The sequence below is a fragment of the Cupriavidus numazuensis genome (assembly GCF_905397435.1).
Taxonomy (GTDB): Bacteria; Pseudomonadota; Gammaproteobacteria; order Burkholderiales; family Burkholderiaceae; genus Cupriavidus; species Cupriavidus numazuensis.
Map to the genome: position 1 here is coordinate 1 of NZ_CAJPVI010000052.1, position 20,321 is coordinate 20,321.

The following is a 20,321-nucleotide window of genomic DNA, read 5'->3' on the forward strand; positions in this document are numbered from 1 at the left end:
GGAATCTGGATGCCGTGGTCTACCTGAACCCCGAACGGGCCGAGCCGCAAACCACGGAGTACAGGAAAGCAGCATAGCGGCGGACGCGACAACTACCTTGACACACGCCGCTCGGACAAAAAGTGACTCGCCGGCTACGCCGGCGAAACAGCGCCGCCAGCCAAGAACGACACCCCCCAACTCAGCCCCAAAACAAAAAAATCCTTGACCATTTCCCCATACCAATCATAATTGCAAACGTTTGCTGCAAACGTTTGCAAAGGAGACCAACAATGCAGACCACCCAACACAAAGACAACGACCTACTCCTGATCGAAGACGAACACTCCGTCACCCAGATCGTCCAGGCCGCCATGGCTCAAACCACCAGCCCGCGCCTGCGCTTCGTCATGGGCCTGCTTGTCCAGCACCTGCACGACTTCCTCCGTGAGGTCCGTCCAACGGACGAGGAATTCGAAAAAGCGCTGGAGTTCATCGCCGCGCTGGGCCACGCCACCCATGCCACCAACAACGAAGTAGTACTCGCCGCCGACGTGCTGGGCCTTTCCACGCTGGTCACCGTAATGAACAACAGCACGAAGGACGGCCGCACCCCTGGCGCGCTGCTGGGCCCGTTCTACCGTGCCAACGCCCCCCGTTACGACTGCGGCGACTGCGTGGTACAGGACGACGCACCCGGCCTGCCATTGTTCGTGCGCGGCACCGTGCGCGCGACGGACGGTACGCCGTTGTCCAACGCCCTTGTGGAAATCTGGCAGGCATCGCCCGTCGGCCTGTACGACAACCAGGACCCGCGCCAGCCCGACCGCAACCTCCGCGGCTGTTTCCAGACCGATGCAGAAGGCGCCTACCACTTCCGCACGGTGCGCCCCGCCGGCTACCCGGTGCCGACCAATGGCCCGATCGGCACGCTGCTCGACGCACAGCAACGCCATCCGTACCGCCCCGCACATATCCACTTCATCGTCGCCACACCGGGCTACCGCACGCTCGTGACACAGGTATTCGTCGATGAACCGCAGGCCCTCGAATCCGACGTGACATTCGGCGTCCATCGCCAGCTCGTCGGGCAGCTCGAACTCGTCAACCATGGCCGCAGCCCGTGGGGCGACCTCCCTGCCCCGTTCTACACGATGGACTTCGACTTCACGCTCGAACCCGGCGAACAGACTTTCCCGAAGCCGCCGATCGACTGACGGCCCTGCTTTTCAAATTTCCACGCAGCACAACTGACACCATGAGCCTCTCATCTCTCTCCGGCAAGGTCGCCGTGATCCTCGGCGGTACCGGCGGCATCGGTTTGGCCACCGGTTATGCGCTGGCACAGCTTGGCGCCAGCGTTGTCCTGACCGGACGCAACCGCGACAGTGCGGCCAGTGCAGCGGCATCGCTGCCGGCCGGCAACCATATGGGCGCCGCGGCCGAGATCGGCGACACCGCGTCGCTGAACGACCTGGCCGACGAGGTCAGCCACCACTACGGTCGCGTCGACATCCTGGTCAATACCGCTGGCTTCACGCAGGCCATTCCGCATGCCGATCTCGATGCGCTCAACGATGCGCTGATCGACGAGCTGTTCGCGATTAACTGGCGCGGCCAGTTCGCGGCGATCCGCGCGTTTGCACCGCACTTGCGCGCTAATGGCGACGGCCTCGTGGTCAACGTCGGCTCCATCGCAGGGCGCACGGGCCAGGGCAGCAACGTGGCGTACTGTGCGGCCAAGGCCGGGCTCGATGTCATGGCCGTGTCGCTGGGCCGCGCGCTGGCGCCGGCCATTCGCGTGCTGAACGTGTCGCCAGGCGTGGTCGATACCGGCTTCGTGCCCGGCCGCGACGACACCTTCAACGAACGCGCGGCCAAGACCACGCCGCTGCGCCGCATCGGCCAGGCGCAGGACGTGGCCGACGCCATCGTCGCCTGCGCGACGTCACTGCGCTTTGCCACCGGCACCACCATCGTCGTCGATGGCGGACGCCAGCTCGGCTGATCGATTTCCATACTTACGCCAACACAACCATGCACGCACGCAAGACCATCATCACCTGCGCGGTGACCGGCAATATCGTCACGCCCGAGCAGTACCCGAACCTGCCAGTCACGCCCGAGCAGATCGCCAATGCCGCGCTCGAAGCCGCCGAAGCCGGCGCCGCTGCCGCGCATATCCACGTGCGCGATCCCGAGACCGGCCGCCCATCGATGTCGCTCGACTACTACGCCGATGTCATCGACCGCATCCGCAAGCGCAACCGCGCGCTGATCATCAACCTGACCACCGGTCCCGGCGGCCGCTTCGTGCCGAGCGAAGACGAACCGCGCGTGGCCGCGCCGGGCACCACGCTGCTGCATCCGTCCAAGCGCGTGGAGCACATTGCGGCGCTGCGCCCCGACGTGTGTTCGCTCGACCTGAACACCATGAACTCGGGCGGCGACGTGGTCATCAACACGCCCGCCAATGTGCGCAAGATGGCCGGCGTGATCCGTGCGGCCGGCGTCATGCCGGAGCTCGAGATCTTCGATTCGGGCGACCTCAACATGGCGCTCGATTTCATCCGCGAAGGCGTGCTCGATGGCCCCGGCCTCTGGACCTTTGTGCTGGGCGTGAAGTACGGCTTCGCGCCGACGCCGGAAACCATCTTCTACGCGCGCAGCATGCTGCCGCCCGGCGCGCACTGGTCGGCGTTCGGCATCGGCCGCGCGGAGTTCCCGATCGTCGCGCAGGCATGGCTCGCGGGCGGGCATGTGCGCGTCGGCCTGGAAGACAACATCTACCTGGAAAAAGGCGTGCTGGCGCCGAGCAATGCCGCCCTGGTCGCCAAGGCGAGCGACATCGTGCGTTCGCTCGGCGGCGAGATCGCCTCGCCGCACGAAGCGCGCCGCGCACTTGGCCTGCGCGAAGCCTGAACACACATTCACAACATCAGACACTGAACGAGGAAGACACCATGAACACGATTCGCGTCAGCGAGAAAGCCGCGGGCATCGACACCCTGAAACTGGAACTGGTGGGCGCGCCGCGCCCCGACGCCACTGATGGCCAGTGCGTGATCGAAGTGGCCAGCGCCGGGGTCAACCCCAGCGACGTCAAGGCCACGCTCGGCCTGATGCCGCATGCAGTCTGGCCGCGCACGCCGGGCCGCGACTATGCGGGCGTCGTGGTCGACGGCCCGACTGGCCTGATCGGCCTGAAGGTATGGGGCAGCGGCGGCGAACTCGGCATCCGCCGTGACGGCACGCATGGCAAGTACCTGCGCGTCAATGCGCAGTCGGTGCGCGAAAAGCCGGCCACGCTGTCGCTGCTCGAAGCCGGCGCGGTCGGCGTGCCGTTCATCACCGCCTATGAAGGCCTGCGCCGCGCAGGCATGCCGAAGCCGGGCAGCGTCGTGCTGGTGTGCGGCGGCAACGGCAAGGTTGGCCAGGCCACCATCCAGATCGCCACCGCGCTGGGCGCGCGCGTGTTCGCCGTGGAGCGCACCGCCGAGCCCTACCGTGGCCACGCGAACGCACCGGTGCGCATGATCGACGCGAGCCGCGAATCGATTTCCGCCGTGGTGCGCGACGAGACCGACGGCCATGGCGCCGACATCGTCTACAACACCGTGGGCAGCCCGTACTTCGAGCAGGCCAACCAGGCCATGGCGATCGGCGCCGCGCAGATCTTCATCTCGACCATCGAGCGCCCGGTGCCGTTCGACATCTTCACGTTCTACCGCGGCCAGCACACCTACGTGGGCGTCGACACGCTGGCGCTGGACAGCAGCGCGGGCGCGAACATCCTGGACCAGCTCGCGCCGATGTTCGCCTCTGGCGCGCTGAAGCCGTTCCCGGTGCTGCCCGAGTACACGTATGCGCTGGCCGACGCCGCCGAGGCCTATCGCGCCGTGCTGCAGGGCGCGACCGAACGCGTGGTGCTCAAGCCATGAACACGACCCGCTTCGCCCAGGCGCCGGCGTACTTTCCGCCGAACCACGACGGCATGCACTGCCTGCGCCTGCAGGGCCATGAGGCCGGGCCGTCCGAGTCGCTGTGGATGGGGGTGTCGGTGCTGCTGCCCGGTGGGCATACCAGCATGGATGCGTCCGGCGTCGAGAAGCACTATGTCGTGCTCGAAGGCGAGGTCTGCATCCGCACGCCCGACGAAGCCGTGACGCTGCAGCAGTTCGATTCGGTGCGGCTGGCACCGGGCGAAGCGCGGCAGGTGTCGAACCCGGGCAACCGCCCGGCCATGCTGCTGCTGGCCATGCCTTATCCGAAGGCCTGACCGGCAGCCGTAGCAGCAAGCAGTATCCGGCGCCCCGGCATGGCGCCGTGCCCGCGCATCGGCGCGGGCGCCACTTCGACAAAAAACATCACAGAAGCGGGAGACTACCCATGAAACGCGTTCCCATACGAAGCGCGGCCCTGACCCTGGCCGCATGCTGTCTTGCCGGCGAGGCCGCGGCACAGTCGTCGGTCACGGTCTACGGCCGCATCAATACAGCGCTGGAGTATTCCAGCGCCAGCACGGCAACGGACGGCACGCATCTTGGCGGCACCGGCCGGCTGACCAACAACCGCTCGGTGTTCGGCCTGCGCGGCGAAGAGGACCTTGGCGGATCGCTCAAGGCCATCTGGCAGATCGAGAGCAACTTCTCGCTCGATACCGGGCAGGGCCAGATCGCCGGGCGCAATGACCGCATCGGGCTGCAGGGCAAGGCCGGTACCTTCTTCATGGGCCACTGGCAGACACCGTACACCGTGTCGACGATGGGCTATGACCCGTACTACCCGACCACCGCGGGCTATATGGCGCTGATCGGCAACGGGTCGACGTCCAGCTCCGACAACGTGCAGGACACCAGCTCGTTCGACCGCCGGCAGAAGAACATCATCGTCTACCAGACGCCATCGTTTGCGGGCTTCAGCGGCTCGGCGGCTTGGGGCATCAACGAGGAAAAGCTGACGGTGCCGCGCAACCCGGGCCTGTACTCGTTCTCCGCCGCGTACGACAACGGCCCGCTCAACGTGGCGCTGGCCTATGAAATCCACCAGAACTACCAGGTCCAGGGCCGCAACGACGACGCCATGAAGGCCGGCGTGTCGTACCGGTTCCCGACCACCACGGTCGCCCTGCTGTACGAGCGCCTGCATTACCGCACCGCGACCGGCGATCTCACGCGCAACGGGTACTACGCATCGCTCGTGCAGAAGCTTGGGCCGGGCAGCGTGAAGCTGGGCTTTGCGCTGGCCAGCAACGGCGCCGGCAGCGCGACCGAGACCGTCGGCTTCTTCCGCAGCGGCGCAGATACCGGCGCCACGCAGGTGACCATCGGCTATGACTATCCGCTGTCCAAGCGCACGACGCTGTTCGCGTACTACAGCCGCATCGATAACAAGAAAAACGCGATCTACGACTTCGCCATCAACGAACTTGGCGTGAGCGCCGGCGCCGACCCGCAGACCTTTGCGCTCGGCATGCGCCACTTCTTCTGAATCCGTGGTTGTGAGGAGACAAACGATGTACCGCCCCCTTCGTCGCAAGACTCTGTTCACCCTGTCCGCTGCCGCACTTGCTGTGCTGGCCGCGGTTCCGCCCGTCATGGCGCAACCGCAATACCCGGCCAAGCCGATCCGTCTCGTGGTGCCGTTCTCTGCAGGCAGCGCGACCGATATCCTGGCCCGCATTGTCGGCACCAAGATGGGCCAGAACGCCGGCTACCAGGTCATCGTCGACAACCGGCCGGGCGCCGGCGGCACGCTGGGTGCCACCGGCGTGGCCAAGGCCGCGCCCGACGGCTACACGCTGATCCTGGTGTCGGTGGGCCATGCCATCAACGCCACGCTGTACCCGAAGCTCGCCTATGACACGGTCAAGGACTTTGCGCCCGTGTCGCTGGTGGCGAGCGTGCCGAACGTGCTCGTGGTGAATTCAGCGAGCAAGTACAACTCCGTGCGCGACATCGTCGCCGCAGCCAAGGCAAACCCGGGCGCGATGAATTTCGACTCGGCCGGCTCGGGCAGCTCCACGCACCTGAGCGGCGAGATGTTCAAGATGCAGGCCGGCGTCGATGTCGTCCATATTCCGTACAAGGGCACCGGCGAAGCGCTGACCGATGTCATGGCCGGCCGCGGCGACATGATGTTCGCGCCGACCGTCTCGGCCATGCCGTTCGTGCGGCAGGGCAAGCTCAAGGCGCTGGCCGTGACCACGGCGAAGCGCGCCGGCTCGCTGCCCGACATCCCGACCGTGGCGGAATCGGGTCTGCCCGGCTATGCGTTCGATTCGTGGTTCGGCATCCTGGCGCCGGCCGGCACGCCGAAGGAGATCGTCAATACGCTCAATGCCGAGATCGGCAAGGCGCTGGCCTCGCCCGATGTCAGGGAGAAGCTCGCGGTACAGGGCGCCGAGCCCCGGACGTCCACGCCGCAGGAGTTCTCCAGCTACATCAAGGCGGAAATCGCCAAGCTGGCGCCGGTGGTGAAGCAGTCGGGCGTTCAGGGCGGCCAGTAACGGCGCGGACAGCGGCGCACGGGGCCCGGGTGGCGGCCGCCCGGGCCCCGTGCCTTAGAATGGCGTATTCCCGATTCCGATCAGCGCCCAGCGCCCACGGCGCCGCCGCACCGCTTCCCGCCGACATGTCCGAGCGCAAACGCCTGACCCTCAAAGACCTCGCCGCCGAGATCAATGTGCATTACTCGACCGTGTCGCGCGTGATGAACCCGGCAACGCGGCATCTCGTGGCGGACGACGTGGCGGCGCGCGTACTCGCCCTGGCCGACGAACGCGGCTTCCGCCCGAACCGCATTGCGGCGGGGCTGCGCACGCAGCGCTCGGGCCTGGTCGGCGTGGTGCTGCCCGATATCGCGAACCCGGTGTTCCCGCCGATCCTGGCCGGCATTGAATCGGTGCTGTGCCAGCAAGGCTATGTGCCGATCGTGGTCAATGCCGGCACCGACAAGGAACGCCAGCGCTTCGTGATCGACCAGATGGTCGGACGCCAGGTCGAAGGCTTGCTGCTCGCCACGGCCGAGCGCGACGACCCCATCCTCGACTATTGCCTGGCCCAGCGCATTCCGGTGGTCATGGTGAACCGCGGCGAAGACACTGGCCGCGCGTCGTGCGTCGTCAGCGACAGCCTGCTCGCCATGCGCCTGACCGTGGACCATCTGGTCGGGCTCGGCCACCGCCGCATCGGCCATATCGCGGGACCCGCCACGTTGTCGACCGGCTTCCTGCGCCGCGAGGGCTTCCTGCGCGCCGTGCGGCACCATCGCCTGCGGCGCGAGCAATGGCAGGTCATCGAAGCCCCGAGCTATTCGCGCGAAGCGGGCCGAGAAGCGTGTGAGAAGCTGCTGGCCGAGTTTCCCGGCATGACAGCCATCGCCGCCGGCAACGACCTGATCGCCATGGGCTGCTATGACTGCCTGCGCGCAAGCGGCCTGCGCTGCCCCGAGGACATCTCGGTGATCGGCCACAACGACATGCCGTTCGTCGATGCGCTGACACCGCCGCTGACCACGGTGCGCATTGCCGTGCACGAGATGGGCGAAGAAGCCGCCCGGCTGCTGCTCAGGAAGATCAGCGAGCCCGACGCCGATGCCGTCACGGTCGAGCTGAAACCGGAGCTGATCGTGCGCGGATCGACAGCGGCGCCGGCGGCCTGATACCGCCGGGGGCGGCGTCCGGTGCCGCCTCTTACAGATACTCGAGGTTGCCGTCCACGCTGATGGCCTGGCCCGAGATATTGGCGCCAGCCGGCGACGCCAGGAACAGCGCCATGGCAGCCACATCGTCCATGGTGACCATGCGCCGCAGCGAGATCTTGCGCAGGTATTCCTCTTTCATCGCGTCGAAGCTGATGCCGAGTGCCTGTGCGCGCGCGGCGATCACGCGGTCCATGCGCTCGCCCTGCACCACGCCCGGCAGGATCGCGTTCACACGCACATTGGACGGGCCGAGCTCGATCGCGAGCGACTTCACGAGCCCGACGATGGCCCACTTCGTCGCCGCATACGGCGTGCGGAACGGGTAGCCAAGGCGCCCCGCCACCGACGACATGGCGATGATCGCGGGGCTGTCCGAGGTCTGCCTGAGCAGCGGCACTGCCTTGCGCAGAAAGTAATACTGGCTGTTCAGATTCGTGGAGACGGTCTGTTCCCACTGTTCGGGGCTGATCTCGTCGACGGGACCGGTCGGTCCGGCAATGCCCGCGTTGTTGATCAGGATGTCGAGGCCGCCCAGCGCATCGCGGGCCTCGTCGATCACGCGGTCCACCTGTTCGCGAACAGACACGTCAGCCACACCCGCATGCAGACGCGGATGCCGGCCATTCGCCTGGGCAACCGCGGCCGGGTCGATGTCGCAGACATAGACCGACGCGTCGGCCTGCAGGAATGCCTCCGCAATCGTCGCGCCAATGCCGGCGGCTCCGCCCGATACCAGTACGCGCAGGCCGGGTCTTGGCTTCAATAGATCCAGGGTATTCATCTTGGGTCCTTTCCGTTCAGAGCGTCATGCCGCCAGAGGCTTCGATGACCGCGCCATTGATATAGCTGGCCTCGTCGCTGGCCAGGAACGCGTAGACGTTGGCGATTTCCTCGGGCTGGCCGAGCCGGCGCAGCGGCACCTGTTCGCGCATCTTGTCCAGTACGTCATCCGGCACGGTCGACAGGATCGGCGTGTCGACAAAGCCCGGTGCCACCGCGTTGACGCGGATGCCCTTCGGGCCCAGTTCGCGGCTCCAGGTCTTGGTGAAGCCGATCACGCCGAACTTGGCCGCAGCATAGTTGGTCTGGCCGTAGTTGCCATAGATTCCGACGACCGAACTGGCGTTCAGGATCACGCCGTTCCCCTGCTCCAGCATCCGCGCCGCCACCGCCTGCGTAGCATGGAAGACGCCGCGCAGGTTCACGTCGATCACATCGTCGAACTGCTTCACCGTCATCTTCTGCAGGCGCGCATCACGCGTGATGCCGGCATTGTTGACCAGCACGTCAACGCGGCCCCAGCGCGTGCAGACCTTTTCGACCAGATCATCGACCGCTTCACGGTTTGCCACGTCGATGCAGAAGCCCTCGGCATCGGCACCGGCCTGCCGGCACGCGTCGACGACAGCCGATACGGCATCGCGATTGAGGTCGCACGCCACCACCGTCGCGCCTTCACACGCGAACTTGAGTGCCGTCGCCGCGCCGATGCCCTGGCCCGCTCCCGTCACGATTGCCACCTTGCTGCGTAGTCTCATGAACCATCATCCTTCTTGTAAAAGCCGATCTCACCGGCGCCGGGCCAGGCCAGGCGCCGGTGCCCTCATGCGCCCTGGGCCAATGCGCCCGCCGCCTCGGCAGGCTGCTGCGTCTCGGTGCGGATGGCGCGCGCCAGCAGCGGCACCAGCAGCAGGCCCAGCACGGCGGCACCGAAGACCACGATGAATCCCGACGCGCTCTTGCCCGTCGTCGTCTCGGCCATGCCGAACAGGTAGGGACCGATAAAGCCGCCCATCAGGCCGATGGTGTTGATGAATGCGAGCCCCGCCGCGGCGTGGATGCCCTGCAGGCGCTTCATGGCGATGGCCCAGTACGAGGGCAGCACACCGCCGCCGAAGAACGCGGTCGCCGCGAACAGCACGATCTGCAGCGTGGGATCGGACGTAGCCAGGACCGCCCCGGCACATACGGCCGGTCCCGCCGTCAGCACGCCGAGGTACGCGCAGTCAGCCTTCACGCGGCGATGAATGCGCGGCAGCACCAGCACGCCGAGCAGGAAGCCGACGCCGACGCAGCTTGCAAGCAGCCCGATCACCAGCGGCGACGTGATGTGCATCTGCTGGATCATGGCGGGCGTGAAGAACACGAGTCCGACGAACGCCACCTGGTTCAGGAAATAGATCAGGCCGATCAGCACGGTGGACGGACGCTTGAGCGCGGCGACCCAGTGCGCGGACGTAAGCCCCGCGTGGTCCTCGATGACCGCCCGGCTTTCCAGCGCCTTGGCCTCGGCGCGCGACAGCCAGCGCGCATCGGAAGGCCGCTCGGGCAGCTTGAAGTAGAGCAGGATGCCAACGAACACGCTCGGCAGGCCTTCCAGCAGGAACATCCATTGCCAGCCATGCAGTCCGCCCGCGCCGTTGAGCTGCATCAGCGCGCCGCCGAGCGGATTGCCGATGACCAGCGCGATGGCCGGCGCGGTGTAGATCCAGCCGATCGCCACCGCGCGGTCCTTGGGCGCGAACCACAGCGTGACCATATACATCAGCGCCGGGAACAGGCCCGCCTCGGCAATGCCGAGCAGCACGCGCAGCGTATAGAACGACCATTCGCCCTGCACGAACATCATTGACGCCGACAACGCGCCCCATGTCACCGCGATGCGCGCAATCCAGCGGCGCGGACCCACGCGGTGGGCGATCAGGTTGCTGGGCACCTCGAGCAAGGCATAGCCGATAAAGAAGATGCCGGCACCGAGCCCATACATTGCCGCGCTGATGCCGAGGTCCGCCGCAAGCTGCGCCTTGGCCAGCGCCACGTTGGTGCGGTCGAGATAAGACATGAAGTAGATCGCGCACATAAGCGGGATCAGCTTCAGCATGGCCTTGCGCGTGGCAAGGCCATGTACTGCGTCACTATCGGAATCGTGGAACGTCGTCACGGTGATGTCTCCATGTTGGATGCTGCTTTGTCAGTTGCCGGTGCGAACGCTGCGCGACCGGGGCGCCGAAGCGCGGGAAAGGCTAGAAATTCACGCCGGAAGGGCCTTTCAGGCCCAGCATGTCGCGGGCTTCATCGGGGGTGGCGATCTCAAACGAGAGTTCTTCGAGGATGCGGCGGACCTTGCGTACCTGCTCCGCATTGGTCCGCGCCTTCACGCCGCGCGACAGGTACACGCTGTCTTCCAGCCCCACGCGCACATTGCCGCCGAGGATCGCGCCCATGGTGACCAGCGGCATCTGGTGACGCCCTGCACCGAGGACCGAGAAGTGATAGTTCTCGCGCCCGAACAGCCGGTCGGCCGTCGCGCGCATGGTCACCAGGTTCTCGGGGTCCGGACCGAGGCCGCCCAGGATGCCGAGCACGGACTGGATGAAGAACGGCCCCTTGACCAGCCCCAGGTCGGCGAAATGCGCCAGGTTGTAGAGATGGCCAACGTCGTAGCACTCGAACTCGAACCGCGTGCCGTGCGCCTGGAACTCGGTGAGGATCTCCCGGATGTCCTTGAAGGTGTTGCGGAAGATCATGTCCTCCATCGACTCGAGGTAGGGCTTCTCCCAGTCGAAGCGCCACTCGTCGATACGACCGGCCAGCGGATGCAGCGAAAAATTCATCGAGCCCATGTTCAGCGAACACATCTCGGGCCGTGCGGCACGCGGGTAGGCCAGGCGCTCCTGCAGCGTCATGCGCGTGCTGCCGCCGGTCGTGATGTTGATGACGGCATTCGTAGCGCGCGCGATCGTCGGCACGAATTCGCGGTACACCTCGGGACTTGGCGTGGGCCGGCCGTCGCGCGGGTCGCGCGCATGCAGGTGCAGAATCGCGGCGCCGGCCTCGGCGGCCTCGATGGCCTGGGCCGCGATGTCCGCGGGAGACAGGGGCAGGTATTCCGACATCGACGGCACGTGTGCGGAACCTGTCACGGCGCAGGAAATGATGACTTTGCGGCTGGCGTTGCTCATGGGATGGGATCGTCTCGGTCATGGCCGGTCACGCAATGCGCCGGCGTCTTGTCGGATCGATGATAGTTCGATAGCATCCGCCAGGTAAGGTCATTTCCGGACACCATCATGTCCTAATGGGACAATCTGAGGCGAGTCCTTCGGAGGCGCTGTGGCAACGAGACTTCCCCTGCATAACGAGCGCATCTATGCGCCCTACAAGATCGCGGCACTGGTCGAGGTACTGGCCGAACAAGGCATTGCGCCGGCCGACAGCCTCAAGGGCACGGGCATCGACCCCGACGCGCTCGGCGACACGTCGCTGATGACGTCCGTGCGCCAGTACACGGCGGTCTGCAAGAATGCGCTGACGCTGTCCTGCCATCCCGCCACGCCGTTCGAAGTGGGCTCGCGGCTGCACCTTGCCGCGTATGGCATGTACGGCTACGCGCTGATGTCATGCCTGTCATTGCGCGATTACTTCCGGCTGGGCGTGAAGTACCATCGCCTGGCCACGCCGACGCTGACCATCGCGTGGACCGAGTATCCCGACAAGGCGGTCTGGACCTTTCCGGACGCCTTCGTTGCGATGCCGTCCGCCGAGCTGCGCCAGTTCCTGATGGAGCAGCAGTTCGCCCAGCACGTCACGCACCTGCAGGATGTGGCAGGCCATAGCTGCCCGCCGATGCTCGCGCGCTTTCCCTACCCGGCGCCTGCGCACGCCGATCTCTATGCGCAATACCTCGGTTGCCCGTGCGAATTCGGCCAGGAGCAGTATGAGCTGATCTACGACAGCGCGATCCTCGGCCAGAAGCCGCAACTGGCGCACCGGCATTCCGCCGCGCTGATCCAGGAAACCTGTGATCGCCTCGTTGGGCAGGCGAAGATGTCGGTCGGCGTGTCGGGCGAGGTCTACCAGATTCTCATGCGCGAGCCCGGCGTGTTTCCGGGCATGGAAGCGGTTGGCGAAGCGCTCGGCATGACGAGCCGCACGCTGCGCCGGCACCTCGGGGCCGAGGGCACGTCGTTCGGCGCGATCCTCGACGACGTGCGCTTCAGCCTCGCAAACGAATATCTCAAGACCACGCGGATGAGCACGGATGACATCGCGTTGCTGCTCGGCTTCAGCGACGGCGCGAATTTCCGGCGGGCGCTGAAGCGGTGGAACGGGAATGAGGGCGGGGTATCACGCGGCGAACGGTGACCCCCGGGGCAGATCAGCCCTGCGCAGGCGTACGCTTGCGCAGCAAATACTTCTGCCACCCCTCCATCACGCACACATCGTTCTGGTTGCGCACCTCGGTACGCATCACCAGTACGCCCGTGGTGCGGCCGGGAATCAGCTCGCTCACGGTCAAGCTGCTGTAGAGGGTATCGCCGACGTAGACCGGCGCCAGGAAGCGGCTGCCCTGTTCGATGAAGGCCTTCAGCGACTCCTCGACCATATGCGGGAACAGCCCCGCGCCGGCGGCCGTCTGGATCAGCACCTGATAGCCATGCGCGAGCATGTGCGGCATGCCGTGTGCGCGGCAATACTCGACGTCATAGTGCACGGGATGGTTGTCGCCGCTGGCCAACTGGAACGCGGCAAACAGCGCGTCGGTCATGGTGCGCGACGGCAGGTTCATGCGCTCGCCAAGTTCGAAGTCCTCGAAGTAGCGCTGCGGGCAAAGCTGGTATTTGTTCATCGTTGATCGCTCCTGGGTGTTCGTGTTGTCGTTGCGGTCTCAGTCCGCCTTCATGTTGGCCGCGGCAGCGACCGGTGTCCATTTCGCGATTTCCGCGCGCAGGAACTGCGTCAGCGCATCCGGCGTCGGCTTTGGTTCGAGGAGCAGCCCCAGTTCATTGGCCTTGGCCTGCAACGCCGGCTCATGCAGGGTCTGGCCCAGTGTGTCGGACAGCTTGCGGATGATCTCCGGCGGCGTCTTTGCCGGCGCGAACACGGCGTTCCAGGTATAGGCCTCGTAGCCCGGCACGGCTTCGGCAATGGCGGGCGTGTCCGGCGTCTGCGGCAGCCGCTTTGACATCGATGTCGCAAGCAGCCGCACCGTCCCCGCGCGAACCTGCGCAAGACCCGTAGGCGCGCTGTCCATCATGAACTCCACGTGGCCGCCGATCAGGTCCGCCATGGCTGGCGCGCTGCCGCGATACGGCACGTGGATGGCCTTGGTGCCCGCCTTGTAGTTCAGCAGCTCCGCGCCAAGGTGCGGCGCACTGCCGACGCCGGCCGAGCTGTAGTTGACCTTGCCAGGGTGCGCCTTCAGGTAGGCAATGAATTCGCCGAGCGTCTGCGCGGGGACCGACTTGTTGACCACCAGCACCAGCGGCGCGCGCGCCGCCAGGCCCACGGGCGCGAAGTCCTCGATCGTCCGGTACGGCAGCGATGCGTGAATGCTCGGGTTGACCGCATGGGCCACGGTGGTCAGCAGCAGCGTGTAGCCGTCCGGCGCGGCCTTGGACGCATACTCGGTGCCGACGATCGTGCCGGCGCCGGTGCGGTTTTCCACCACCACCTGCGCCTTGAGCTGCCGGCTCCAGCTTGCCGCGAGCGAGCGCGCAAAGGTATCCGTGGGGCCGCCGGCCGCGTACGGCACGACCAGCCGGATCGGCCGTGCGGGATAGTCCGATTGCGCGGCGGCGCTCGCGGCAAGCATCGCGAGTCCGACGCCAAGCGCAGTAGCGAAGCGGGAAATAGGGAAAACCATGTCGATGTCTCCGTCTTGTGATCTGGCGATCGCGCGGCCGCTGCAGAGAGGCATCGGCGTGCGGTGCGAGCGGAAAATATAGAATCGGGAGCATCGGACAGGCCAGTCGAAAGGTACTGGGGGTTCCTTAGAAGATTTCTAAAAGCACGGTGTGGCAAGGCTTTGCGGGCAGCAAGCCCGCTGCAAGCCACCGCCGACGGAGACGGATTTGCGATTCGAACTGACAGACCTGCGCGTATTCCTGGCGATCGCGGAGGCCAAGAGCCTGACCGCAGGTGCATCCGATGTGCACCTGACGGCGCCATCGGCCAGCTACCGGCTGAAGAACCTGGAGCAGGCCGTCGGCGTGCCCTTGTTCCGGCGCACGCAGAAGGGCATGGCGCTCACCGCGGCCGGCGAAACCATGCTGCGCCACGCGCGCACCATTCTCGACAACGTCGAACGGTTGCAGGCCGACATGCGGCGCCACACCGACGGCATCGAAGGTCATCTGCGCGTGCATGCGAACAGCAGCACCATGAGCAGCCTGCCCGCCGCGCTCAGCCGCTTCCTCGCGGCCTATCCCAACGTCAACGTCGATCTCGAAGAGCACCTGAGCGAGGAAAGCGTGCGCGCAGTGCTCGAGCAGCGCGCCGATATCGGGCTGGTGGCCGGCGACATCGACCTGCGCGGGCTCGAATCCATCCGCTATGGCGAGGATGAACTGCTGTTTGTGGTGCCACCACGGCATCCGCTCGGCATGCGCGAACGCGTGTCGCTGGCGCAAGCGCTGCAGTACGACCTGGTGTCGATCGGCAGCCGCAGCAGCAATTTCCTGTTCCTGAAGGACATGGCCGTTCGTGCGGGCATGGAGCCGCGCGTACGCGTGCACGCGGCGAACTTTCCGGCGGTGATCCGTTGCGTGCAGGAAGGTGCGGGCATTTCGCTGGTACCGCGCTCGGTCGCGGACCCGGCCATTGCGCAAGGGCTGGTGGAAGGCGTGGTGCTCGATGAGCCATGGGCCCGGCGCGAGCAGCGGATCGTGATGCGCAGCCAGGAAGAGCTGCCGGGGTATGCGCGGGCGTTTATACGGTTTGTGGCGGAGTCGGGGGAAGTGAGCTAGATCGCTGATTCCAACGCCGACTGTTCGCTCCCCTCTCCCGCCTGCGGGAGAGGGGTCGGGGGAGAGGGCCGAAGTGTCCACGAAGTGAAGCGCCTCGCCCTTGCTGATGCCTGCCCTCTCCCCCAGCCCCTCTCCCGCAAGCGGGAGAGGGGAGAAACCGGGCCCACTTGCTGGCGTCTCACAGCACCCGTTAGAAACCCTCAAACCCCGCTTAGGAAATCTCGACTGGCCCCAAAGCAGGCACGGTTCCTATACTCGGCCGACCCGATTTCCCGGAGCCTGCCATGCCCCCTACCCCTGCGCCGCTCGACGGCATCACCGTCCTGGCCCTCGAACACGCCGTTGCCGCCCCGTTTGCGAGCCGCCAGCTGGCCGATCTCGGTGCGCGCGTCATCAAGATCGAACGTCCCGGTGTCGGCGACTTCGCGCGCGGCTATGACCAGACCGTGCACGGCATGTCGTCGTTCTTCGTGTGGGCCAACCGCGGCAAGGAAAGCCTGACGCTGGACCTCAAGCATCCGCGCGCGGCAGAGATCGTGCGGCAGTTGCTGGGACAGGCCGATGTCCTCATCCAGAACCTCGCACCGGGCGCGGCCCAACGCATGGGGCTGGATTTCGATGCACTGCATGCCGACTTTCCCGGCCTGATCGTCTGCGACATCTCCGGCTATGGCGACCAGGGCCCTTACCGCGACAAGAAGGCCTACGACCTGCTGATCCAGGCCGCCGCGGGGCTGATCTCCGTGACCGGCACCGACGCCGAGCCGTCGCGCGCGGGCATCTCGATTGCCGATATTGCGGCGGGGATGTATGCGTACTCGGGCATCCTGTCCGCGTTGCTCGCGCGTGCGCGCACCGGCAAGGGCCAGCGCGTCGAGGTCACCATGCTTGAAGCGCTCAGCGAATGGATGTCCTACCCGCTGAACTTCGCGCACTACGGCGGCACGCCGCCGGCACGCACCGGCCTTGCCCATCCGGCCATTGCCCCCTATGGCCAGTATCGCGCCGGCGATGGCGGCAGCGTGATCTTCGGCCTGCAGAACGACCGCGAGTGGCAGTGCTTCTGCCGCGAGGTGCTCGACAACGCGGCGCTCGCCAGCGACGACCGTTTTGCGACCAATCTGCAGCGCGTGGCCAACCGCGGTGCGCTCGATGCGGAGATCAACGAGCGTCTCGCGCACATGACGCGCGACGAACTGATCGGCCGCCTGGACCGCGGCGGCATCGCCAATGCGCCGTTGAACGATATGCACGAGGTGTGGGCGCATCCGCAGTTCACCGCACGGGACCGCTGGCGCGAGGTCGCCACGCCTGCGGGTGCCGTGCAAGCCCTGCTGCCACCGGCCACGCTGTCGCACGCGCCGGCGTGCATGGGCAGCGTGCCGGCACTTGGCGAACACTCGACGGAGATTCTCGCCGCATTGGGTCTCAGCCCTGCGCAGATCGACGTGATGCGCGCTGAAAACGCGATCTGAGCAAACAGGGCGGCGCTGGCAGCCGCCGCAAGAAAACTGCGCGGATTCGAAGTCCTTCTATAGTTTCCGTGGCTGCGGAACCCTAGTCTACGACTCGTAGATCCGCAGCATTCCACGTCGCTCGACATATTCACGACTGAAGCCAATCTCCCGGACAGCCTGGCTGGCCGAGGGCAGGTGTTTGCCGCGGATCGAAGTCCTTCGATCCACCTGAGGCATCACCATGAGATTGACTATCGCTTCGCTGGCGGCTGCCGTGGCCCTGACGGCCACTGTCGTTACCGGATGTTCCACCACCTCCAGCCACCCCACGGACCAGGGCACATCCGCCAACGTCGTATTCCCCGACAAGGCGAGCGCCTGGCCTGAACAGGGCACATTCCCGAACCTCGACAACCTGCGGCTGCTGCGGCCGGGCATGACCAAGGACCAGCACTACGCGCTGATCGGCCGGCCACACTTCAACGAAGGCATGGCCGATGTGCGCGAGTGGGACTACCTGTTCAACTTCCGCACGGGCAAGCCGGCCCCGAACGACATCGTGCAATGCCAGATGAAGGTCCTGTTCGACACGGCGATGGTGTCGCGCTCGTACTACTGGGCGCCCGAATCGTGCGCGGCATTCCTGCGACGTCCCGAAGCGCCGGTCGCAATGCCCGCCATCGTGGAGACCACCGCCACGCTCGGCACCGACGCGCTGTTCACGTTCAATGGCTCGACTGCCTCGGACATGTTGTCCGACGGTCGCGCCAGAATCGAGGCGCTCGGCCAGCAGCTGGCCGGCATGAAGGCGCTCACGCATGTGGACGTGTACGCGTACACCGATCGTCTTGGCTCCGATGCCTACAACATGCGGCTGTCACAGCAGCGCGCCGACACGGTGAAGTCGTTGCTCGTGGCACAAGGCGTCGACAGGCGCGTGGTGACGTCACAGGGCATGGGCAAGGCCGACCCGGTCAGCCATTGCGGCGCGATGCCGCGTCCGCAGCTGATCCGCTGCCTGGCGCCTGACCGGCGCGTGGAGATCCGCTCCGCCGGCGTGAAGTAGTACGCCGCCAGGCCGGCGTGAACACGCCCGGCTGACCCCATCCACTCACGAAGCTTTTCGAGATATGCCGCGCGTGCGGCAGGGGCGGACTCGTGCCGGATTTCCGCAGGGGCCTCCGATGAGGCGTCGGCCTCCGCACACCATCGCTTACGCAAGAAAACAGGAATTTCATCATGAAGAAGACATACCGCAGCATCAGGTCCAATTGCCGCATGCTTGCCTGCACAGCGCTTGCGGTCACCGCCGGATTGGGAATGCGAACCGCCTTCGCCTTCACGCCCATTGGCAACGACGCAACCGGCAGCTCCACCGACCTGGTCATTGGCGACAACGCAAAAGGCGACGCCACGCCAACCTATTTCTGGATCGTCCCCGATACGGATCCGGCGGGGAAGCCGGTGCCCGCCGTCGGCTCGACGATCGTCGGCAACTATGCCAACGCGAATGAGTACGCCGGCGTGACCTTGTTCGGCGACCATACCTACGCTACGGGCAACGGTGCCGTCGCGTTCGGCCCCAATGCATCGGCTGGTACGGTCGGGACGGCGGTCGGCAATGATTCCATGGCCGGAGGCAAATGGAGTCTGGCTTTTGGCGCGCGTTCGTACGCACCGGGGTATGGCTCGATGGCCCTGGGCGGCCTGTCGAGCGCGTCGGGTGATTATTCGAATGCCGTCGGCGTGCTTGCCAATGCCTCTGGCTATGGCTCGTTTGCCGGCGGTTATGCCTCGGCCTCGGGCTGGGGTGGCATTGCCATCGGCCTGGGTGCCACGCAAGCCGACGACAACGGCATCGCGCTCGGGGCTCTGGCCAATGCAGGCGGCACGTCGTCGGTTGCCATCGGCAACGGGGCCCATACGAGCAGTGCCGACGCCATTGCGCTGGGCAGGAATGCCTCGGCGCTAGGCGACCGTTCCATCAGCATCGGCACCGGCAGCACCGTGACAGGCGCGAGGTCCGGCGCAATCGGGGATCCGAACACCGTCACCGGCTCCGGCAGCTACGCGCTGGGCAACGACAACAACATCGGCGCCGACAACGCGTTCGTGGTGGGCAACAACGTGACGGTGGCGGCCGGGCTGAACGGCGCTGTCGTACTGGGCAACGGATCGACCGTCTCGGCGGCCACGCCCGTGTCTGGCATCACCATCAACGGCGTCACGTACACGTTCGCCGGCGCATCCCCGGCAGCGGGCGATGTGGTGAGCGTCGGTTCTGAAACAGCGCCGCGCCAGATCCAGAATGTGGCGGCCGGGCAGATCAGTGCCACCAGCACCGACGCCATCAACGGGTCACAACTGTACGCAACCAACCAGGCCATTGAACAGATGGAATCCAGCATCACCGTACTGGACCAGGGCTCGGTGAAGTACGACACGAATGCCGACGGCACGATCAACTACAACAGCGTGACGATGGGCGGCGACACCTACAACGCGGTCACGAAGACAGGCGGCACGCGCATCACCAATGTCGCGCGCGGCGTCAATGACAGCGATGCGGTGAACATGTCGCAGCTGAACGAGACCAATGCGGTAATCAACAACTTCGCGGGCGATCAGTCGGACACGTACACCGAGCAGAACGGTCGCGGCATTCGCTATGTGCGCACCAACGACATGGGCCTGGCGCAAGCCGACGCCTACGCGCAGGCCCAGGGCGCCACGGCCGTGGGCTATGCGGCGCAGGCCAGCGGCGACAACGCGCTGGCGCTCGGCCGCAATGCCGTGGCATCGGAGGCCAATAGCGTGGCGCTTGGCGCCGGCTCGGTGACGGCCGCGGCCGTGGCGACGGCCAGCGGCGTGGTGGGCGGCACCACCTACCAGTTCGCCGGTGCCGCGCCTGCCAGCACGGTCAGCGTAGGCTCGGCCGGCAACGAGCGCACCGTGACCAACGTGGCAGCCGGGCGGATCAGCGGCGACAGCACCGACGCCATCAACGGCTCGCAACTGTACGCGACCAACCAGAAGGTGAACGAGAACACGCAGGACATTGCCAACCTCAACCAGCAAGTGGGCGGCAACACCCAGGCGATCACCAACCTGAACAACCGGATCGACGGGGTACAGCGCGATGCCAATGCGGGCACGGCGTCGGCCATGGCCCTGGCGGGCCTGCCGCAGTCGGTGCTGCCGGGCAAGGGCATGGTTGCGCTGGCGGGCAGCACCTACAGCGGGCAGTCAGCGCTGGCGCTGGGCGTGTCGACACTCTCGGATTCCGGCAGGTGGGTCTTCAAGGGGGGCGTGACGAGCAATACGCGCGGGAACGTCGGGGCCACCATCGGGGCCGGCTTCCACTGGTGAGCGCCAGGACCACTGCAGTGCTGCTCGCTCCCACCGGCGTGGGAGCGAGCAGCTGGGTCGCAAG

Annotated in this window: 19 protein-coding genes; 13 read left to right on the forward strand and 6 right to left on the reverse strand. The window is 66.1% G+C overall.

The window, feature by feature from the left end; all coding sequences use genetic code 11:
• Nucleotides 1–272 precede the first annotated feature (272 nt).
• The 8 genes from KHO41_RS31410 (at nt 273) to KHO41_RS31445 (ending at nt 7,641) form a co-directional block, all read left to right on the forward strand.
• Nucleotides 273–1,196, forward strand: a complete 924-nt coding sequence (locus tag KHO41_RS31410; protein WP_211957150.1) for a dioxygenase family protein — start codon at nt 273–275, stop codon at nt 1,194–1,196.
• Nucleotides 1,197–1,237: 41 nt separating this feature from the next.
• Complete coding sequence (locus KHO41_RS31415) at nt 1,238–1,987, forward strand: SDR family NAD(P)-dependent oxidoreductase (protein WP_211957151.1); 750 nt, start codon at nt 1,238–1,240, stop codon at nt 1,985–1,987.
• Nucleotides 1,988–2,016: 29 nt separating this feature from the next.
• Nucleotides 2,017–2,901 carry a BKACE family enzyme gene (locus KHO41_RS31420; protein ID WP_211957152.1) on the forward strand — a complete coding sequence of 295 codons (885 nt, stop codon included), beginning with the start codon at nt 2,017–2,019 and terminating at the stop codon, nt 2,899–2,901.
• 41 nt (nt 2,902–2,942) lie between these two features.
• Nucleotides 2,943–3,920: a quinone oxidoreductase family protein gene (locus KHO41_RS31425; protein ID WP_211957153.1), complete on the forward strand. Its 978-nt coding sequence runs from the start codon at nt 2,943–2,945 to the stop codon at nt 3,918–3,920.
• The gene (locus KHO41_RS31430) at nt 3,917–4,258 is read left to right on the forward strand and encodes a cupin domain-containing protein (protein ID WP_211957154.1); all 342 of its coding nucleotides are present in this window, start codon (nt 3,917–3,919) and stop codon (nt 4,256–4,258) included. The genes KHO41_RS31425 and KHO41_RS31430 overlap by 4 nt, the downstream gene beginning before the upstream one ends.
• Before the next feature lie 110 nt (nt 4,259–4,368).
• Nucleotides 4,369–5,469 carry a porin gene (locus KHO41_RS31435; RefSeq protein WP_211957155.1) on the forward strand — a complete coding sequence of 367 codons (1,101 nt, stop codon included), beginning with the start codon at nt 4,369–4,371 and terminating at the stop codon, nt 5,467–5,469.
• 25 nt (nt 5,470–5,494) lie between these two features.
• Nucleotides 5,495–6,487, forward strand: a complete 993-nt coding sequence (locus KHO41_RS31440; RefSeq protein ID WP_211957156.1) for a tripartite tricarboxylate transporter substrate binding protein — start codon at nt 5,495–5,497, stop codon at nt 6,485–6,487.
• A gap of 125 nt (nt 6,488–6,612) precedes the next feature.
• Entirely contained in the window at nt 6,613–7,641 is a 1,029-nt protein-coding gene (locus tag KHO41_RS31445; RefSeq protein WP_211957157.1) for a LacI family DNA-binding transcriptional regulator, read from the forward strand.
• Nucleotides 7,642–7,672: 31 nt separating this feature from the next.
• Here KHO41_RS31445 and KHO41_RS31450 read toward each other — a convergent pair whose 3' ends face one another.
• From KHO41_RS31450 to KHO41_RS31465, 4 genes are all read right to left on the reverse strand, one after another.
• On the reverse strand, nt 7,673–8,464 hold the full coding sequence (locus KHO41_RS31450; protein ID WP_211957158.1) for an SDR family oxidoreductase: 792 nt from the start codon (nt 8,462–8,464) through the stop codon (nt 7,673–7,675).
• 16 nt (nt 8,465–8,480) lie between these two features.
• Complete coding sequence (gene fabG / locus KHO41_RS31455) at nt 8,481–9,221, reverse strand: 3-oxoacyl-ACP reductase FabG (RefSeq protein WP_211957159.1); 741 nt, start codon at nt 9,219–9,221, stop codon at nt 8,481–8,483.
• 65 nt (nt 9,222–9,286) lie between these two features.
• On the reverse strand, nt 9,287–10,630 hold the full coding sequence (locus KHO41_RS31460) for an MFS transporter (protein ID WP_376989545.1): 1,344 nt from the start codon (nt 10,628–10,630) through the stop codon (nt 9,287–9,289).
• 76 nt (nt 10,631–10,706) lie between these two features.
• On the reverse strand, nt 10,707–11,645 hold the full coding sequence (locus tag KHO41_RS31465) for a BKACE family enzyme (protein ID WP_211957160.1): 939 nt from the start codon (nt 11,643–11,645) through the stop codon (nt 10,707–10,709).
• Between the two features lie 151 nt (nt 11,646–11,796).
• Here KHO41_RS31465 and KHO41_RS31470 point away from each other — a divergent pair, with 151 nt between their 5' ends.
• Nucleotides 11,797–12,828 carry an AraC family transcriptional regulator gene (locus tag KHO41_RS31470; protein WP_211957161.1) on the forward strand — a complete coding sequence of 344 codons (1,032 nt, stop codon included), beginning with the start codon at nt 11,797–11,799 and terminating at the stop codon, nt 12,826–12,828.
• Between the two features lie 13 nt (nt 12,829–12,841).
• Here the strand turns inward: KHO41_RS31470 and KHO41_RS31475 are convergent, their stop codons facing one another.
• Nucleotides 12,842–13,312 (reverse strand): MaoC family dehydratase, encoded by a 471-nt coding sequence (locus KHO41_RS31475; RefSeq protein ID WP_211957162.1) that lies wholly within the window; start codon nt 13,310–13,312, stop codon nt 12,842–12,844.
• Nucleotides 13,313–13,351: 39 nt separating this feature from the next.
• On the reverse strand, nt 13,352–14,329 hold the full coding sequence (locus KHO41_RS31480; RefSeq protein WP_211957163.1) for a tripartite tricarboxylate transporter substrate binding protein: 978 nt from the start codon (nt 14,327–14,329) through the stop codon (nt 13,352–13,354).
• A 208-nt stretch (nt 14,330–14,537) separates the two neighbouring features.
• Here KHO41_RS31480 and KHO41_RS31485 point away from each other — a divergent pair, with 208 nt between their 5' ends.
• From KHO41_RS31485 to KHO41_RS31500, 4 genes are all read left to right on the forward strand, one after another.
• Entirely contained in the window at nt 14,538–15,431 is an 894-nt protein-coding gene (locus KHO41_RS31485; protein ID WP_211957164.1) for a LysR family transcriptional regulator, read from the forward strand.
• 284 nt (nt 15,432–15,715) lie between these two features.
• Nucleotides 15,716–16,906, forward strand: a complete 1,191-nt coding sequence (locus KHO41_RS31490; protein WP_211957165.1) for a CaiB/BaiF CoA transferase family protein — start codon at nt 15,716–15,718, stop codon at nt 16,904–16,906.
• 223 nt (nt 16,907–17,129) lie between these two features.
• Nucleotides 17,130–17,954: an outer membrane protein assembly factor BamE domain-containing protein gene (gene bamE, locus KHO41_RS31495; RefSeq protein ID WP_211957166.1), complete on the forward strand. Its 825-nt coding sequence runs from the start codon at nt 17,130–17,132 to the stop codon at nt 17,952–17,954.
• Between the two features lie 254 nt (nt 17,955–18,208).
• Nucleotides 18,209–20,257, forward strand: a complete 2,049-nt coding sequence (locus KHO41_RS31500) for a YadA family autotransporter adhesin (RefSeq protein ID WP_211957167.1) — start codon at nt 18,209–18,211, stop codon at nt 20,255–20,257.
• The last annotated feature ends 64 nt before the right edge of the window (nt 20,258–20,321 follow it).

Bases quoted from the DNA above. Each gene is read 5' to 3' on its own strand.
- KHO41_RS31425 (WP_211957153.1), top strand. From the start codon at position 2,943: ATGAACACGATTCGCGTCAGCGAGAAAGCCGCGGGCATCGACACCCTG.
- fabG (WP_211957159.1), bottom strand. From the start codon at position 9,221: ATGAGACTACGCAGCAAGGTGGCAATCGTGACGGGAGCGGGCCAGGGC.
- KHO41_RS31450 (WP_211957158.1), bottom strand. From the start codon at position 8,464: ATGAATACCCTGGATCTATTGAAGCCAAGACCCGGCCTGCGCGTACTG.
- KHO41_RS31415 (WP_211957151.1), top strand. From the start codon at position 1,238: ATGAGCCTCTCATCTCTCTCCGGCAAGGTCGCCGTGATCCTCGGCGGT.
- bamE (WP_211957166.1), top strand. From the start codon at position 17,130: ATGAGATTGACTATCGCTTCGCTGGCGGCTGCCGTGGCCCTGACGGCC.
- KHO41_RS31435 (WP_211957155.1), top strand. From the start codon at position 4,369: ATGAAACGCGTTCCCATACGAAGCGCGGCCCTGACCCTGGCCGCATGC.
- KHO41_RS31410 (WP_211957150.1), top strand. From the start codon at position 273: ATGCAGACCACCCAACACAAAGACAACGACCTACTCCTGATCGAAGAC.
- KHO41_RS31480 (WP_211957163.1), bottom strand. From the start codon at position 14,329: ATGGTTTTCCCTATTTCCCGCTTCGCTACTGCGCTTGGCGTCGGACTC.
- KHO41_RS31420 (WP_211957152.1), top strand. From the start codon at position 2,017: ATGCACGCACGCAAGACCATCATCACCTGCGCGGTGACCGGCAATATC.
- KHO41_RS31430 (WP_211957154.1), top strand. From the start codon at position 3,917: ATGAACACGACCCGCTTCGCCCAGGCGCCGGCGTACTTTCCGCCGAAC.
- KHO41_RS31445 (WP_211957157.1), top strand. From the start codon at position 6,613: ATGTCCGAGCGCAAACGCCTGACCCTCAAAGACCTCGCCGCCGAGATC.
- KHO41_RS31475 (WP_211957162.1), bottom strand. From the start codon at position 13,312: ATGAACAAATACCAGCTTTGCCCGCAGCGCTACTTCGAGGACTTCGAA.
- KHO41_RS31490 (WP_211957165.1), top strand. From the start codon at position 15,716: ATGCCCCCTACCCCTGCGCCGCTCGACGGCATCACCGTCCTGGCCCTC.
- KHO41_RS31440 (WP_211957156.1), top strand. From the start codon at position 5,495: ATGTACCGCCCCCTTCGTCGCAAGACTCTGTTCACCCTGTCCGCTGCC.
- KHO41_RS31465 (WP_211957160.1), bottom strand. From the start codon at position 11,645: ATGAGCAACGCCAGCCGCAAAGTCATCATTTCCTGCGCCGTGACAGGT.
- KHO41_RS31500 (WP_211957167.1), top strand. From the start codon at position 18,209: ATGCGAACCGCCTTCGCCTTCACGCCCATTGGCAACGACGCAACCGGC.